General features: G+C 67.8%; 10 protein-coding genes and 1 tRNA gene. 6 read left to right on the plus strand and 5 right to left on the minus strand.

Going from position 1 to position 14,607, the window contains the following annotated elements; all coding sequences use genetic code 11:
• Positions 1-17 precede the first annotated feature (17 nt).
• Genes ACAM42_RS18315 through ACAM42_RS18330 form a run of 4 tightly spaced genes read right to left on the minus strand, consistent with a single transcriptional unit; the run spans position 18 to position 5,553 of the window.
• Positions 18-1,658, minus strand: coding sequence for an ABC transporter ATP-binding protein (locus ACAM42_RS18315; RefSeq protein ID WP_369628957.1), 1,641 nt, complete (start codon positions 1,656-1,658; stop codon positions 18-20).
• Positions 1,655-2,698: an ABC transporter permease gene (locus tag ACAM42_RS18320; RefSeq protein ID WP_062479825.1), complete on the minus strand. Its 1,044-nt coding sequence runs from the start codon at positions 2,696-2,698 to the stop codon at positions 1,655-1,657. Before ACAM42_RS18320 ends, ACAM42_RS18315 begins: the two co-directional genes overlap by 4 nt.
• Positions 2,691-3,704, minus strand: a complete 1,014-nt coding sequence (locus ACAM42_RS18325) for a microcin C ABC transporter permease YejB (protein ID WP_062479827.1) — start codon at positions 3,702-3,704, stop codon at positions 2,691-2,693. The genes ACAM42_RS18320 and ACAM42_RS18325 overlap by 8 nt, the downstream gene beginning before the upstream one ends.
• Positions 3,705-3,720: 16 nt before the next feature.
• Entirely contained in the window at positions 3,721-5,553 is a 1,833-nt protein-coding gene (locus tag ACAM42_RS18330) for an extracellular solute-binding protein (protein WP_369628958.1), read from the minus strand.
• Positions 5,554-5,590: 37 nt separating this feature from the next.
• Between ACAM42_RS18330 and fabI the strand changes: the two genes are divergently transcribed.
• Together fabI and ACAM42_RS18340 are read left to right on the plus strand one after the other, a co-directional pair.
• The gene (gene fabI / locus ACAM42_RS18335; protein WP_062479830.1) at positions 5,591-6,373 is read left to right on the plus strand and encodes an enoyl-ACP reductase FabI; all 783 of its coding nucleotides are present in this window, start codon (positions 5,591-5,593) and stop codon (positions 6,371-6,373) included.
• A gap of 31 nt (positions 6,374-6,404) precedes the next feature.
• Positions 6,405-7,253, plus strand: coding sequence for a DNA ligase (locus ACAM42_RS18340; RefSeq protein ID WP_369628959.1), 849 nt, complete (start codon positions 6,405-6,407; stop codon positions 7,251-7,253).
• Positions 7,254-7,298: 45 nt separating this feature from the next.
• Here ACAM42_RS18340 and ACAM42_RS18345 read toward each other — a convergent pair whose 3' ends face one another.
• Positions 7,299-9,596, minus strand: a complete 2,298-nt coding sequence (locus tag ACAM42_RS18345; RefSeq protein ID WP_062479834.1) for an arginine/lysine/ornithine decarboxylase — start codon at positions 9,594-9,596, stop codon at positions 7,299-7,301.
• Positions 9,597-9,812: 216 nt separating this feature from the next.
• Here ACAM42_RS18345 and ACAM42_RS18350 point away from each other — a divergent pair, with 216 nt between their 5' ends.
• The 4 genes from ACAM42_RS18350 to ACAM42_RS18365 all read left to right on the plus strand — a co-directional run bounded on the left by ACAM42_RS18350 (position 9,813) and on the right by ACAM42_RS18365 (position 14,490).
• Positions 9,813-10,238 (plus strand): NfeD family protein, encoded by a 426-nt coding sequence (locus ACAM42_RS18350; protein WP_139701638.1) that lies wholly within the window; start codon positions 9,813-9,815, stop codon positions 10,236-10,238.
• Positions 10,239-10,296: 58 nt separating this feature from the next.
• On the plus strand, positions 10,297-11,226 hold the full coding sequence (locus ACAM42_RS18355; RefSeq protein WP_093239542.1) for an SPFH domain-containing protein: 930 nt from the start codon (positions 10,297-10,299) through the stop codon (positions 11,224-11,226).
• A gap of 36 nt (positions 11,227-11,262) precedes the next feature.
• A tRNA-Ser gene (locus tag ACAM42_RS18360) sits at positions 11,263-11,353 on the plus strand.
• Positions 11,354-11,697: 344 nt separating this feature from the next.
• The gene (locus ACAM42_RS18365) at positions 11,698-14,490 is read left to right on the plus strand and encodes an ATP-binding protein (RefSeq protein ID WP_369628960.1); all 2,793 of its coding nucleotides are present in this window, start codon (positions 11,698-11,700) and stop codon (positions 14,488-14,490) included.
• Positions 14,491-14,607: the final 117 nt, after the last annotated feature.

Below are 14,607 nucleotides of genomic sequence, written 5' to 3' on the forward strand. Positions count from 1 at the left end.
CTACCCGTCTCCGTTTTTTATTCCAGCAGCGCCGCCGCCACCAGCTTCTGTGTGTAGGGATGCTCGGGGGCGTCGAGGACCCGCAGGGCCGGCCCGGATTCGAGGATCGCGCCGTCCTTCATCACGATGACCTGGTGCGCCATGGCACGGATCACCTCGACGTCGTGGGTGATCAGCAGGTAGCTCAGCCCCCGTTCGCGCTGCAGCCGCTGCAGCAGGCCGAGCACCTGCTTCTGGATGGTCACGTCGAGCGCGCTGGTGGGCTCGTCGAGCACCAGCAGCCGCGGATCGACGATCAGCGCCCGGGCGATCGCCAGCCGCTGGCGTTGCCCGCCCGAGAACTCGTGTGGATAGCGGTCGAGCAGCGCGGGAAACTGCGCCTCGCTCAGCCCCACGTCGGCCAGCGCCGTGAGCGCGCGCGCCCGGCGGGCCGCGGCGTCGAGCTCGGGCGCATGCACGCGCAGCCCCTCGCCCACGATCTGCTCGACCGTCATGCGCGGCGAGAGCGACGAGAACGGGTCCTGGAACACCACCTGCATCGTGCGGCGCAGCGCGAGGTCGGAGGCGCGGCCCACCGCCCAGCCCTTCCCCGTCACCTGCAGCTCGCCCCGGTGCTTGAGCAGGCCGAGCGCGGCCAGCGCCAGCGTCGACTTGCCCGAGCCCGATTCGCCGACCACGCCCAGCGTTTCGCCCGGCGCGATCCGGAAATCGGCGCCCTGCACCGCGACGAACTCGCCCTTGCGAAACCAGCCCGCGAACCCGGGGCGCGACACCGGATAGCTCACGCGCAGCGCCCGGGCCTCCAGCACCGGCGGCGCCGCGCCATCGGCGGCCGCCTCGGCCACGTCGCGCGCCGGATGGCTGTCGATCAGCTTGCGGGTGTAGGCATGCTGCGGCGCCTCGAACACCGTGCCCACCGGGCCGTGCTCGACGATGTGGCCGCGTTCCATCACCGCCACCCGGTCGGCGAAACGGCGCACCAGGTTCAGGTCGTGGGTGATGAGCAGCACGGCCATGCCGTACTTGCGCTGCAGGTCGGCCAGCAGCTCGAGGATCTGCGCGCGCACCGTGACATCGAGCGCCGTGGTCGGCTCGTCCGCCAGCAGCAGGCGCGGCTTGCAGGCCAGGGCCATCGCGATCATGGCGCGCTGGCGCTGCCCGCCCGACAGCTGATGCGGATACGACCTCGCCCGCCGCGCTGGCTCGGGAATTCCGGTGTCGGCCAGCAGCTGCACCGCCGCCTCCTGTGCGGCGCGGGCCGACAGCCCTTCGTGCAACTCGAGCACCTCGGCGATCTGGTCGCCCACGGTGTACAGCGCATTGAGCGCAGTCATCGGCTCCTGGAAGATCATCGCGATCTCCTTGCCGCGGATGCCGCGCAGCTCACGCTCCGGAATCGACAGCAGGTCACGCGCACCGCGCTGCGCCTGCGACCCCAAGAGAGTCGCCACCCCGCCAAGGTCGGCGTTCTGCACCAGCCGCAGCAGCGACAGCGCCGTGACCGTCTTGCCCGAGCCCGACTCGCCGACCAGCGCGAGCTTTTCGCCCGCCGCGATCTGCAGGTCGATGCCGTGCACCACCGGCTTGCCGCCGAAGGCGACGCGCAGCCCCTTCACGTCGAGCAGGGGCTGGTTCTTCGTCGTGTCGCGCGTCGTCATTTGTCGGCCTTCCGGGGATCGAGCGCATCGCGCAGCGCGTCGCCCATGAAGGTCAGCAGCATCAGCGTGACGACCAGCACGCAGAAGGTGGACAGCGAGATCCACCACGCATCGATGTTGCCCTTGCCCTGGCTCAACAGTTCGCCGAGCGACGGCGTGCCGGGCGGGACGCCCAGTCCGAGGAAGTCGAGCGAGGTCAGCGCGAGGATGGCCGCGCTCATGCGGAACGGCAGGAAGGTGACGACCGGCACCATGCTGTTGGGCAGGATGTGGCGCCACATGATCTGCAGGTTGCCCACGCCGAGCGCGCGCGCGGCGCGCACGTAGTCCATCTGGCGGTTGCGCAGGAACTCGGCGCGCACGTAGTCCGACAGTCCCATCCAGCCGAACAGGCTCAGCAGGATCAAGAGCAGCGACACGCTCGGCGTGAAGATCGCGCTGAAGATGATCAGCAGGTACAGCTCGGGCATCGCGCTCCAGATCTCGATCAGGCGCTGGAAGGTCAGGTCGATCTTGCCGCCGAAGAAGCCCTGCACGGCGCCGGTCGCGATGCCCAGCACCACCCCGACCACCGTGAGCGCCAGCGCGAACAGCACGCTCACGCGAAAGCCGTAGATCAGCTGGGCCAGCAGGTCGCGCCCGCGTTCGTCGGTGCCCAGCAGGTTCGCGTGCGAGGGCGCGGCGGGGTTCGGCGGCTTCGAGAAATAGTTGAGCGTGGCCGGGCCGTAGCGGTTGGGCGCATACAGCGCCCAGTTGTCGCCCTGCGTGATGCGCTGCTCGATGAAGGGGTCGAGGTAGTCGGCCGGCGTTTCGAAGTCGCCGCCGAAGGTCTTCTCGGAATAGTCGCGCAGCACGGGGAAGTAGGTCTGGCCTTCGTAGCGCACCACCAGCGGCTTGTCGGTGGAGAGCACGTCGGCGAACAGGCTCAGCACCACCAGCGCCGAGAAGACGACCAAGCTCCAGAACCCCAGCGGGTTGCGGCGGAAACGGCGCCAGGCACGGCGCCCGGGGCTCACGGACACGGCGGCGGCTTCAGTCAAACTTCACCCTCGGATCGACCCAGACGTAGCAAAGATCGGAGATGAGCTTGGTCACCAACCCGATCAGCGTGAACAGATAGAGCGTGCCCAGGAACACCGGGTAGTCGCGCCGCAGCACGCTCTCGTAGCTCAGCAGGCCCATGCCGTCGAGCGAGAACAGCGTCTCGATCAGCAGCGCGCCCGAAAAGAAGGCGCCGATGAACGCCGTCGGAAAGCCCGTGATGATCGGGATCAGCGCGTTGCGGAACACGTGCTTCCACAGCACCTGCCGCTCGGCCAGCCCCTTGGCCCGCGCCGTCAACACGTACTGCTTGCGGATTTCCTCGAGGAAGGAGTTCTTGGTGAGCATCGCGGTGATCGCGAAGCTGCCCAGCACCATGGCCGTCACCGGCAAGGTGATGTGCCACAGGTAGTCGACGATGCGCGCGCCCCAGCTCAGCGACTCCCAGTTCGGCGAGGTCAGCCCGCGCAGCGGGAACCACTGCAGCTGGCCGCCGAAGATCACCAGCAGCGCCACGCCCAGCACGAAGCCCGGAATGGCGTAGCCGACGAGCACCAGCAGCGTCGTGAAGAAGTCGAAGCGCGAGCCCGCGCGCACGGCCTTGGCCACCCCGAGCGGCACCGCGATCAGGTAGCTGATGAAGAAGGTCCACAGCCCCAGGCTGATCGACACCGGCAGCTTCTCCTTGATGAGCTGCCACACGTCCTTGCTCTGGAAGAAGCTCTTGCCCAGGTCGAAGCGGGCGAACTGCTTGAGCATCTGCCAGAAGCGCTCGGGGGCCGGCTTGTCGAAGCCGTAGAGCGCCTTGATCTCGGCCACCTGCTTGGCGTCGAGCGTGCGGCCGGTGGGGCCGCCCGAGATGCGGTTCTCCTTGTTGGTGAGTTGCGAGAGCAGCTGCTCGGCCGGACCGCCCGGCACGAACTGCACGATGGCGAAGTTCAGCAGCAGCACGCCGAACAGCGTCGGAACGATCAGCAGGAGGCGTCGGATCAGGTAGGCGGCCATGCGTGTTCTTGTTCTCTTACTTGGCGCTCGGCTCGATCCACCACATCGTCAGCATCGCCGACCCCGCGAGCAGGCGCTGCGGCAAGGGCGCGTCCGGGCGACGCAGCTTTCGCTTGTGGGCAATGAAATACTGCTTGCCGTAGTACATCGGGGTCATGTAGTGCTGGTGGAGCAAGTAGCGGTCCAGCAGCCGCGCGGCCGCCGCGAGCGAGGCGCGGTCGTGGCTGTTGACGATCACCTCGACGATCTCGTCGACCACCGGGTCGCTGATGCCGCTCAGGTTCTGGCTGCCCTTCTCGCTCGCCGATTTCGAGCCGAAGTCGTCGTACAGCTCGTTGCCCGGGCTCGACGAGCCACCGACGAGGCTGATGGCCATGTCGAAGTCGAAGTCGTCCAGCTTCTTCTTCAGCAGGCTCGGGTCGCGCAGGCGGTAGTCCAGCCGGATGCCCAGCTTGCCGAGGTTGCGCGCATACGGCGCGAGCACCACGCCCGAGCTGCGGTCGGCGATGTCGATGGTGATCACGAACGGCGTGCCGGCCTTGTCGCGCAGCGCGCCGTCGCGGTAGGTCCAGCCGGCCTCCTTGAGCAGTTCCTGCGCCTTCACGAGGTTGCGCCGCAGGCCCTCGGCGGTGTCGCCGCTGCCGTCGGGGCGCGGCAACTCGCCCTTCGTGTTGTCGAGGTAGCGCTGCCGGGTCTTGAGCTTGTCGATCAGCGCCTGCTCCTCGGGGCTGACCTCGGGCTGCGCCATGAGGTCGTCGCTGTTCTGGAAGTAGCTCTGGGTGCGCCCGCGGCGGCCGTAGAACAGGTGGGCGTTGAGCCAGTCGAAGTCGAAGGCCAGCGCCAGCGCCCTGCGCACGCGCATGTCGGCGAAGCGCGGCTGCCGCAGGTTGGGCGCCAGGCCCTGCATGCCGGTGAAGCGGCGATGCGCGATCTCTTCCTTGACCAGCTCGCCGGAGTCGAAGCGGCGGCCCTTGTAGCGGCGCACCCACGCGATGATCGAGCGCTCTTCCATCGCGTCGAGCGCGCCGGCCTTGAGCGACTCTTCCTCGCCGAGCGAGTCCTTGAAATACTGGTACGACACCGTGTCGTAGTTGAACATCCCCTTGCGCACCGGCAGGTTGGCGGCCCAGTAGTCCGGGCGCCGGCGGTAGGAGATGAACTTGCCGAAATCGACCCTGTCCACCACGTACGGCCCGCTCGCGATCGGCGCCTCGGTCACGATCTGGTCGAAGGGCTTGCCCTTGCCCCAGGCGCTGGAGAACACCGGCAACCCGCCGATGATCATGTGCAGCTCGGCGTTCTGGCGCACGAAGTCGAAGCGGATGGTGCGCTCGCCCGTCACCACGGCCTCCTTGATGTCGGCCCAGTACGAGCGGAAGGTCGGCCCGGCCGCCTTGCTGCGCAGGGTGTCGAAGGAGTACTTCACGTCTTTCGCCAGCACCGGCGAGCCGTCGGAAAACCGCGCCTTGGGGTTCAGCCGGAACGTGACGCTCAAGCGGTCGGGCGCCAGCTGGATGTCCTCGGCCAGCAGGCCGTACTGCGAGAAGGGCTCGTCCTCGCTCGGCGTGGTCAGCGAGTCGAAGAGCAGGCCGTACTCGGAGAACACGAAGCCGTTGGCGCTGTAGCCCATGCCCACCGGGGGCACGCCGCGCAGGGTGAAGGGGTTGAGCTTGTCGAAGCTGCCGGCGGCCGACAGGGTCAGGTCGCCGCCCTTGGGCGCGTTGGGGTTCACGTAGTCGAAATGCGTGAACGATGCCGGGTACTTGGGCTCGTAACCCATGCCCAGCCCGTGCGCCGCCCACGAGGGCAGCGCCAGGAGCGCCAACATCCAGAGCAGCCAACCTCGCATGCGAGAATTCTGCCCAAGATTTTCACGAGGCAACTTCATGGGCTTTCTTTCCGGCAAGAAACTGTTGATCACCGGTGTGTTGAGCAATCGCTCCATTGCATATGGCATTGCCAAGGCCTGTCACGACCAGGGCGCGGAACTCGCCTTCAGTTATGTCGGCGAGCGATTCAAGGACCGTATCACCGAATATGCCGCAGACTTCGGCTCGAAACTGATTTTCGACTGCGACGTGGGCGACGACGCGCAGATCGACAAGCTCTTTGCCGACCTCGCCCAGACTTGGCCCACCTTCGACGGCTTCGTGCACAGCATCGGCTTCGCCACGCGCGAATCGATCGCCGGCGACTTCCTGGAAGGCCTCTCGCGCGAAGGCTTCAAGATCGCGCACGACATCAGTGCGTACAGCTTCCCGGCCATGGCCAAGGCGGCCCTGCCCTACCTCAACGACAAGTCGGCCCTGCTCACGCTGACCTACCTGGGTGCCGAGCGCGCGCTGCCCAACTACAACACCATGGGCCTGGCCAAGGCCTCGCTCGAGGCGTCGGTGCGCTACACAGCCGCCTCGCTCGGCCCGAAGGGCATGCGCGTGAACGGCATCAGCGCCGGCCCCATCAAGACGCTCGCCGCCAGCGGCATCAAGAGCTTCAGCAAGATCCTCACGGCCGTGGCCGACGCCTCGCCCATCCGCCGCAACGTGACCATCGAGGAAGTCGGCAACGTGGCTGCCTTCCTGCTGAGCGATCTGGCCAGCGGCGTGACCGCCGAGATCACCTACGTGGACGGCGGCTTCAGCAACGTGGTCGGAGGCATGGCGGAGTAATTTCCCCTCTCGGCTCCCAGCGCCTGCCACCGTGTTGAACCGACGCACCCTCCTCCTGTTCGCGGGACTGGGCGCAGCCCTTTCGGGCCGCGCCGCGTTCGCGCGCGTGGCCGCCCCCGCCCTGATGCTGGCCGAGGTGTACCGCCCCGGCATGTCGCTCGCGGGCTACTGGGTCAGCGAGAAGTTCGACGGCGTGCGCGGCTACTGGGACGGCCAGAAGCTCTGGACCCGTGGCGGCGAGCCCGTCATGGCACCGGCCTGGTTCACCGCCTCGCTGCCCAAGCAGCCGCTCGACGGCGAACTGTGGGCGGGACGTGGGCGCTTCAACCACACGATGTCCACCGTGCGCAGCCAGACGCCCAGCGACACCGCCTGGCACGAGATCCGTTTCATGGTGTTCGATCTGCCGGCCCAGGGCGGGGACTTCAACACCCGCCTCGCGGCGCTGCGCAAGCTGCTGCCGATCACCGACGCGCCCTGGGTGGTGGCCGTGCCGCAGCAGCCCGCCACCACGCACGAAGACCTGCAGGCGCTGCTCGACAAGACCGTGAAGATGGGCGGCGAAGGCCTGATGCTGCACCGGGGCGCGTCGATGTACCGCGGCGAGCGCAACAACGACCTGCTCAAGGTCAAGCCCTTCGAAGACGCCGAGGCCCGCGTGGTCGCGCACCTGCCTGGCAAGGGCAAGCACCACGGCCGGCTCGGCGCGCTGATGGTCGAGATGCCTGACGGCCAGCGCTTCCGGCTCGGCACCGGCCTGACCGACGCCGAGCGCGACCAGCCACCGCCGATCGGCAGCCTGGTCACCTACCGCTACAACGGCACGCACCCGAGCGGGTTGCCCAAATTTGCCCGCTTCATGCGGGTGCGCGAAGGCTAGCCCAGCCTTCGCAGACCGTGCCCCTCACCTGGGCACGCTCCTCTTTCAACTTGCCTGACGCACGCAGTCCGCGTAGTACCGCTTCTTGCCCGTCTCGTCGATGCGCGCCACCAGGCCGTGGATGTCGGTCTCGAAGCCCGGGCACTGCAGGTTGAACTCGCGCGAGAACTTGAGGTAGTCGACGATCTTCTTGTTGAACACTTCGCCCGGGATGAGCAGCGGAATGCCCGGCGGGTACGGCGTGATCAGGCTGGTGGTGATGCGGCCTTCGAGCTCGTCGATCTCCACGCGCTCGGTCTTGCGGTGCGCGATGTGGGCGAAGGCGTCGCTGGGCTTCATGGCCGGCGTCAGGTCGCTCAGGTACATCTCGGTCGTGAGGCGAGCCACGTCGTAGCGCGCGTACAGCTGGTGGATGTGCTGGCACAGGTCGCGCAGGCCCAGGCGCTCGTAGCCCGGGTGCTGCTGGCAGAACTCGGGCAGGATGCGCCACATCGGCTGGTTGCGCGCGTAGTCGTCCTTGAACTGCTGCAGCGCCGTGAGCAGCGTGTTCCAGCGGCCCTTGGTGATGCCGATGGTGAACATGATGAAGAAGCTGTACAGGCCCGTCTTCTCCACGATCACGCCGTGCTCGGCCAGGAACTTGGTCACCACGCTGGCGGGGATGCCGGTCTCGGCAAAGTTGCCTTCCAGGTCCAGGCCCGGCGTGACGATGGTCGACTTGATCGGGTCGAGCATGTTGAAGCCGTCGGCCAGTTCGCCGAAGCCGTGCCAGTTGCGCGGCGACTTCTTGCTCTTGGGCTTGCCGTTCTTCTCGCCGTGCATGATCCAGTCTTCGGCGCGGCCGATGCCTTCGTCGACGAGCTTCTCGGGGCCCCAGACCTTGAACCACCACTCGTCCTTGCCGAACTCTTCCTCGACCTTGCGCATGGCGCGGCGGAAATCGAGCGCTTCCAGAATGCTCTCTTCCACCAGCGCGGTGCCACCGGGCGGCTCCATCATGGCGGCGGCCACGTCGCAGCTCGCGATGATCGCGTACTGCGGGCTGGTCGACGAGTGCATCAGGTAGGCCTCGTTGAAGAGGTCCCGGTCCAGCGCGCGGTTCTGCGAGTCCTGCACCAGCACGTGGCTGGCCTGGCTGATGCCGGCGAGCAGCTTGTGCGTCGACTGCGTGGCGAACACCAGCGATTCCTTCGGGCGCACGCGGCGCTTGCCCATCGCGTGGTACGCGCCGTAGAACGGGTGGAAGGCGGCGTGCGGCAGCCAGGCTTCGTCGAAGTGCAGCGTGTCGACGTAGCCGTCGAGCATGTTCTTGATGGTCTCGGTGTTGTAGATCACGCCGTCGTAGGTCGACTGGGTGAGCGTCATCACGCGCGGCTTGACCTTGTTCGGATCCACGTCGGCGAGCAGCGGGTTGGCCTTGATCTTGGCCTTGATGGCGCTCTGCTCGAACTCGCTCTTCGGAATCGGGCCGATGATGCCGAAGTGGTTGCGCGTGGGCTTCATGAACACCGGGATCGCGCCGGTCATGATGATCGCGTGCAGGATCGACTTGTGGCAGTTGCGGTCGACCACCACCACGTCGTCGGGCGCCACCGTGTGGTGCCACACCATCTTGTTGCTGGTGCTGGTGCCGTTGGTCACGAAGAAGCAGTGGTCGGCATTGAAGATGCGCGCCGCATTGCGCTCGCTGGCCGCCACCGGGCCGGTGTGGTCGAGCAGCTGGCCCAGTTCTTCCACCGCGTTGCAGACGTCGGCGCGCAGCATGTTCTCGCCGAAGAACTGGTGGAACATCTGGCCCACCGGGCTCTTCAGGAACGCCACGCCGCCCGAGTGGCCAGGGCAGTGCCACGAGTACGAACCGTCTTCGGCGTAGTCGATCAGCGCTTTGAAGAACGGCGGCTGCACGCCTTCCAGGTAGCTCTTGGCCTCGCGGATGATGTGGCGCGCCACGAATTCGGGGGTGTCCTCGAACATGTGGATGAAGCCGTGCAGCTCACGCAGGATGTCGTTCGGGATGTGGCGCGAGGTCTTGGTCTCGCCGTAGATGTAGATCGGCACGTCGGCGTTCTTGCGACGCACCTCGCCGATGAAGCTGCGCAGGCTCAGCACGGCCGGGTCGAGGTCGGGGCCGACCGAGAACTCTTCGTCGTCGATCGACAGGATGAAGGCGCTGGCGCGGCTTTGCTGCTGCGCGAACTGGCTCAGGTCGCCGTAGCTCGTGACGCCCAGCACCTCGAAGCCCTCGCTTTCGAAGGCCTGCGCGAGCGCGCGGATGCCGAGGCCCGAAGTGTTTTCGGAGCGGAAGTCCTCGTCGATGATGACGATGGGAAAGCGAAATTTCATGAGCGGGGCTCCGGACGGGCAGTCAGACAGGCAATGAGCGAGGCGCGAAGTGTACGGAATTCGGATGACGGATTGCGCCAGGCGCCTGCAAGCCCCGCAGGGCAAGCCGGCCCAAGCAGCCCCACCGGGCGCCATATCCCTACGCGACACAGGCGCATGGCGCGCCATGCCGCAGAATGGCGAAGGTCCAAGTAACAAAAGAAGAGAGGAGTTGCCATGGGAAATCCCACCTTCTGGTGGTTGATCGCAGGCGCGGCCATCGTGGCCGAGTTGTTGTCCGGCACGGTGTACCTGCTGCTGCTGGCCGCCGGCTTCGCCGCCGCAGCCATCGCCGCGCACCTGGGCTTCAGCCTCGTCACGCAGCTGCTGGTGGCCGCCGTGGTCGGCGTGGGCGCAGTCGTGACCTGGTACCTGATCCGCCGCAACCGCCCTGCCGAGCCCTCCAGCGAGGCCAACCGCGACCTCAACCTGGACATCGGCGAGAGCGTGTACGTCGATGCCTGGAACCTCGACGGCACCGCCACCGTGCGCTACCGCGGCTCGCAATGGACCGTCGTGCTGCGCGCGGGCCATGCGCCCTCCACCGGCGAACACCGCGTGGTCGAGGTGGTCGGCAGCCGCCTCGTGGTCGACAAGATCTAGCAGATCTAACAGTTCAATCGGTCAGTCAGAAAAACGCATTCGAAAAGGAAGCAACACCATGGAATTTTCCGTTCCTCTCATCATCCTGGTCATCGCGATCATCTTCATCAGCCAGTCGGTCAAGTTCGTGCCGCAGCAGAACGCATGGGTGCGCGAGCGCCTGGGCAAATACCACGGCACCATGACGCCCGGCCCGAACTTCCTGATCCCGTTCATCGACCGCGTGGCCTACAAGCACAGCCTGAAGGAAATCCCGCTCGACGTGCCCAGCCAGATCTGCATCACGCGCGACAACACGCAGCTGCAGGTCGACGGCATCCTGTACTTCCAGGTGACCGACCCGATGCGCGCCAGCTACGGCTCGTCGAACTACATCGTGGCCGTGACCCAGCTCGCACAGACCTCGCTGCGCAGCGTGATCGGCAAGCTCGAGCTCGACAAGACTTTCGAGGAGCGCGACGTGATCAACGCCCAGGTCGTGGCCGCCATCGACGAGGCCGCGCTCAACTGGGGCGTGAAGGTGCTGCGCTACGAAATCAAGGACCTGACGCCGCCCAAGGAAATCCTCTTGGCCATGCAGGCGCAGATCACCGCCGAACGCGGCAAGCGCGCGCTCATCGCGGCCTCGGAAGGCCGACGCCAGGAACAGATCAACATCGCCACCGGCGAACGCGAAGCCTTCATTGCCCGCTCCGAGGGCGAGAAGCAGGCGCAGATCAACAACGCGCAAGGTGAAGCCGCTGCCATCACAGCCGTGGCCACCGCCACCGCAGACGCCATCGAGCGCGTGGCCGCCGCCATCCGCCAGCCGGGCGGCGAACAGGCCGTGCAGCTGAAGGTGGCCGAGCGCGCCGTCGATGCCTACGGCAAGGTGGCCGCCGATTCGAAGACCACGCTCATCGTGCCGAGCAACATGACCGAGACGGCGGCGCTGATCTCGTCGGCCATGCGCATGATCCAAACCGGTAAAAGCTCTGGCCCGACCTGAAAACGGCTGAAAACCCGCGCTACAATCGTGGGCTCAGGAGCGGTGGATGAGCGGTTTAAGTCGCACGCCTGGAAAGCGTGTGAGGGTTAATAGCCCTCCGCGGGTTCGAATCCCGCCTGCTCCGCCAGAGAAGTCATGAACAACGGGGCCTTGTGCCCCGTTTTTCTTTGGCGCCTTCGAACCCGCATCGGGGCACGCCAGTGCCCTACGATGGCAGGCATCTCCTGCCCGCTCCGATCACACGGATGCCATGATGCCCAGCGATCTCCCGCGTTTCTTCGGCTTCGGCGCGTCGCGCGCCACCCCACGCGGTGTGATCAGCCTGCTGAACCGCTACCAGCGCGCGCTGCTGTACGTGGGCGGCGCCGTCACCTCGCTCGTGCTGCTGGCCGCCACCGGCGTGATGCTCTCGTCGCGGAGCGACAAGCCGAGTTCAATGCGCGCAAGGCCCTGCTCCACCTCGAACTCTTCGTGCGCCAGGGCTCGGCGCGGATCAACATCTTTCACGAGGAAGGCGCCTGGGAACGGCGCGCGCGCGCGCCGCAGTCGCTGGTCGACGCCTTCGCCGCGCACGACGGCCGGCTGGTGCTGCCCAGCAACAAGGACTTCCCGCCGATGCTGCTGCTGGGCGACCTCTCGGCGCAGCGCCCGGCCGACAGCTTCGCGCAGTACCTCGGGCTGGCCGAAGAGGTCGGCTACCGCTCGGCGGCCTACACGAAGACGCTGACGCTGCACTCCAGCTATTTCTATGCGCCCGACCTGCGCTTTCTGGCCGTGGTGCCGGCCCCCGCCGCGGCCGACCTGTTCGAGCGCCACGGCGCGCGCAGCACCGAAGACCTGCTCCAGCGCATCGCGCCGCCCGAGCTCGGCGACCTGAGCGACCCGGCCGTCGTCGCCCGCCTGCGCGACAGCGGCACGGCCGTGTGGCTGCCACCCGCCGTGAGCCCCTTCACCGGCGAGACGGTGCTGCGGCTGGCGCAGCCCGGCTTCCACGACGGCAAGCCCTTCGTCGTGCTGGTGAACGACTACCCGCTGGACATCATCACCGCGCACCTGTCGAACGAGCGCCACGACGAGGCCTCGATGTTCGTGGACCCGTCGGGCCGGGTGATCGCCGAGACGCACGGCCCCAACGGCACCGAGGGCCTGCAGGCGCGCGCGCTGCAACTCTCGCAGCCGTCGCTGGCCGCCAACAGCGCCACGCTGCAGTACCGCGACGGCCTCTTCACGCTGCGCGCCCCGATCGCCGACGCCAACTGGACCTACCTCTACGCCTTTTCGTGGCGCACCATCGCGTCCGAGCTGGGGCTGCGGTTCGCGCTCTACGCGGGCGCCATGCTGCTGCTCATCGCCTTCGTCTGGGCCGCGCTGCTCCTGCTCGACCGCAAGGTGTTCCGGCCCGGCTATGCGCGCTCCCAGCGCATCGTGGAGAGCGAGAACCTCAACCGCACCATGGTCGCGACCACGCCCTCGGGCCTGGCGCTGCTGCGCTACCCCTCGGGCGAGGTGCTGCTGCAGAACCAGGTGATGCAGGCCTGCACCGACAACGCGCGCCCCGAAGACCCGCCCCTGCCGCAGCGCCTGCTGCGCCTGTACGACGACGCGCCCGGCGCTCCCGAATGGCTGCCCGACCTGGAGCTGCCCGTGACGCTGGCCAGCGGCGAGGTCACCGAGCTGCTGGTGAGCGTGGTGCGCACCAAGTACCAGGGCAGCGACGTGCTGCTGTGCAACTTCTCCGACATCACGACGCGCAAGAACGCCGAGCGTGCATTGGAAAGCGCGCGCGAGGCCGCGCACCAGGCCAACCATGCGAAGTCGGCCTTCCTGGCCATGATGAGCCACGAGATCCGCACGCCGCTGAACGCCATCATGGGCAACCTCGAGCTGCTGCAGCGCTCGCCGCTGTCGGCCGCGCAGAACGAGCGGCTCGGCGCCGTGACGTCGTCGTCGACCGCACTGCTGGGCAGCATCAACGACATCCTCGACTTCTCGAAGATCGAGTCGGACCAGATGCGCCTGGAGTCGATCCGCTTCGACCTCGCGGACACGGCGCGGCAGGTGATCGCGGTCTTCACGCCGCTGGCGCAGGCCAAGCGCCTGGCGCTCGATTGCGTGATCGACGACGCCCTCGCCCCGCACCACCTCGGCGACCCGACGCGCCTGCGCCAGCTGCTCATGAACCTGCTGAGCAACGCCATCAAGTTCACCGACACCGGCGACGTGCTGCTCGAGGTCTACCTGAAGGACGACGCCGACCCCGCCTCGCCGGTGGTGATTGGCGTGAGCGACACCGGCATCGGCATGACGGCGGCGCAGCAGAAGGCGTTGTTCGAGCCCTTCACGCAGGCCGACAGCAGCATCGCGCGCCGCTTCGGCGGCACCGGCCTGGGGCTGGCGCTGTGCCGCCGGCTGGCCGGGCTCATGGGTGGCGACATCCAGGTGGTGAGCTCGCCGGGCAAGGGCAGCACCTTCCTGGTCACGCTGCCGCTGCCTGCCGCGCCCGCCCTGCCCCCGCGCGCGCCCGCACCGCCGGCCACCGGCGCCGACACGGCCGCGCCGGCGGCGCACATCCTTGTGGTGGATGACCATCCGGCCAACCGCGAGCTGGTGAAGATGCAGCTCGAGGCGCTGGGCTACACCTCCGACCAGGCCTCGGGCGGCCTGCAGGCGCTCGACCTGTTCGCCCGGCGGCGGCACGACCTCATCATCACCGACATCAACATGCCGGGCATGGACGGCTACACGCTGGCGCGCGCGCTGCGCGCACAGGGCTCGCGTGTGCCCATCGTGGCGCTCACGGCCGACGTCGCGGTGCGCGAACGCGAGCGCTGCGAATCGGCGGGCATCGACACCGCGCTGATCAAGCCCATCCTGCTGGGCACGCTCGACCAGACCGTGCGGCAGCTGACCCTGCGCGACCCCGAGGCCGCGCCATCGGCCGGCGCCCGGCGGCAGGACATCGCCCAGGGCACCCTGCCCGCGTCGGTGCACCGGCCGCTCGCGCAGTCACTGGCCGACACCGCGGCGGCCATCCGCGCGGCGCTGGACGCCGGCGACAGCGCCGCGCTCGGTGCCGGGCTGCATTCGCTGCGCGGCGCCTTCGCGCTGATCCACGAAGCCGGGCTCGCCGCCGACTGCGTCGCCATGGAAACGCAGCTGCGCGACGCCGACCTGCCCGCGCTGGCGCAGGCCTTCGAGCGCTTCGAGCCGGCGGCGCGCGCCGCGCTCGCACGCCGGGCGCCCGAGGGCGCGGCCGCGGCCTGAAGCTGCCCGGGTCCGAACCCGTTTTCGGACCCGATCCGATCCGCCGGCGCCCCCGGTCCTAGCCCCAGGCACCCCGCGTCTTACAAATTAGGACGGGTCCTATGCATTGGCGGCCCG

The organism is Variovorax sp. V35 (assembly GCF_041154465.1).
GTDB classification, from domain to species: Bacteria; Pseudomonadota; Gammaproteobacteria; order Burkholderiales; family Burkholderiaceae_C; genus Variovorax; species Variovorax boronicumulans.

Coding starts and splice junctions, on each gene's coding strand:
- ACAM42_RS18315 (WP_369628957.1), bottom strand. CDS start 1,658: ATGACGACGCGCGACACGACGAAGAACCAGCCCCTGCTCGACGTGAAG.
- ACAM42_RS18345 (WP_062479834.1), bottom strand. CDS start 9,596: ATGAAATTTCGCTTTCCCATCGTCATCATCGACGAGGACTTCCGCTCC.
- ACAM42_RS18355 (WP_093239542.1), top strand. CDS start 10,297: ATGGAATTTTCCGTTCCTCTCATCATCCTGGTCATCGCGATCATCTTC.
- ACAM42_RS18325 (WP_062479827.1), bottom strand. CDS start 3,704: ATGGCCGCCTACCTGATCCGACGCCTCCTGCTGATCGTTCCGACGCTG.
- fabI (WP_062479830.1), top strand. CDS start 5,591: ATGGGCTTTCTTTCCGGCAAGAAACTGTTGATCACCGGTGTGTTGAGC.
- ACAM42_RS18330 (WP_369628958.1), bottom strand. CDS start 5,553: ATGCGAGGTTGGCTGCTCTGGATGTTGGCGCTCCTGGCGCTGCCCTCG.
- ACAM42_RS18350 (WP_139701638.1), top strand. CDS start 9,813: ATGGGAAATCCCACCTTCTGGTGGTTGATCGCAGGCGCGGCCATCGTG.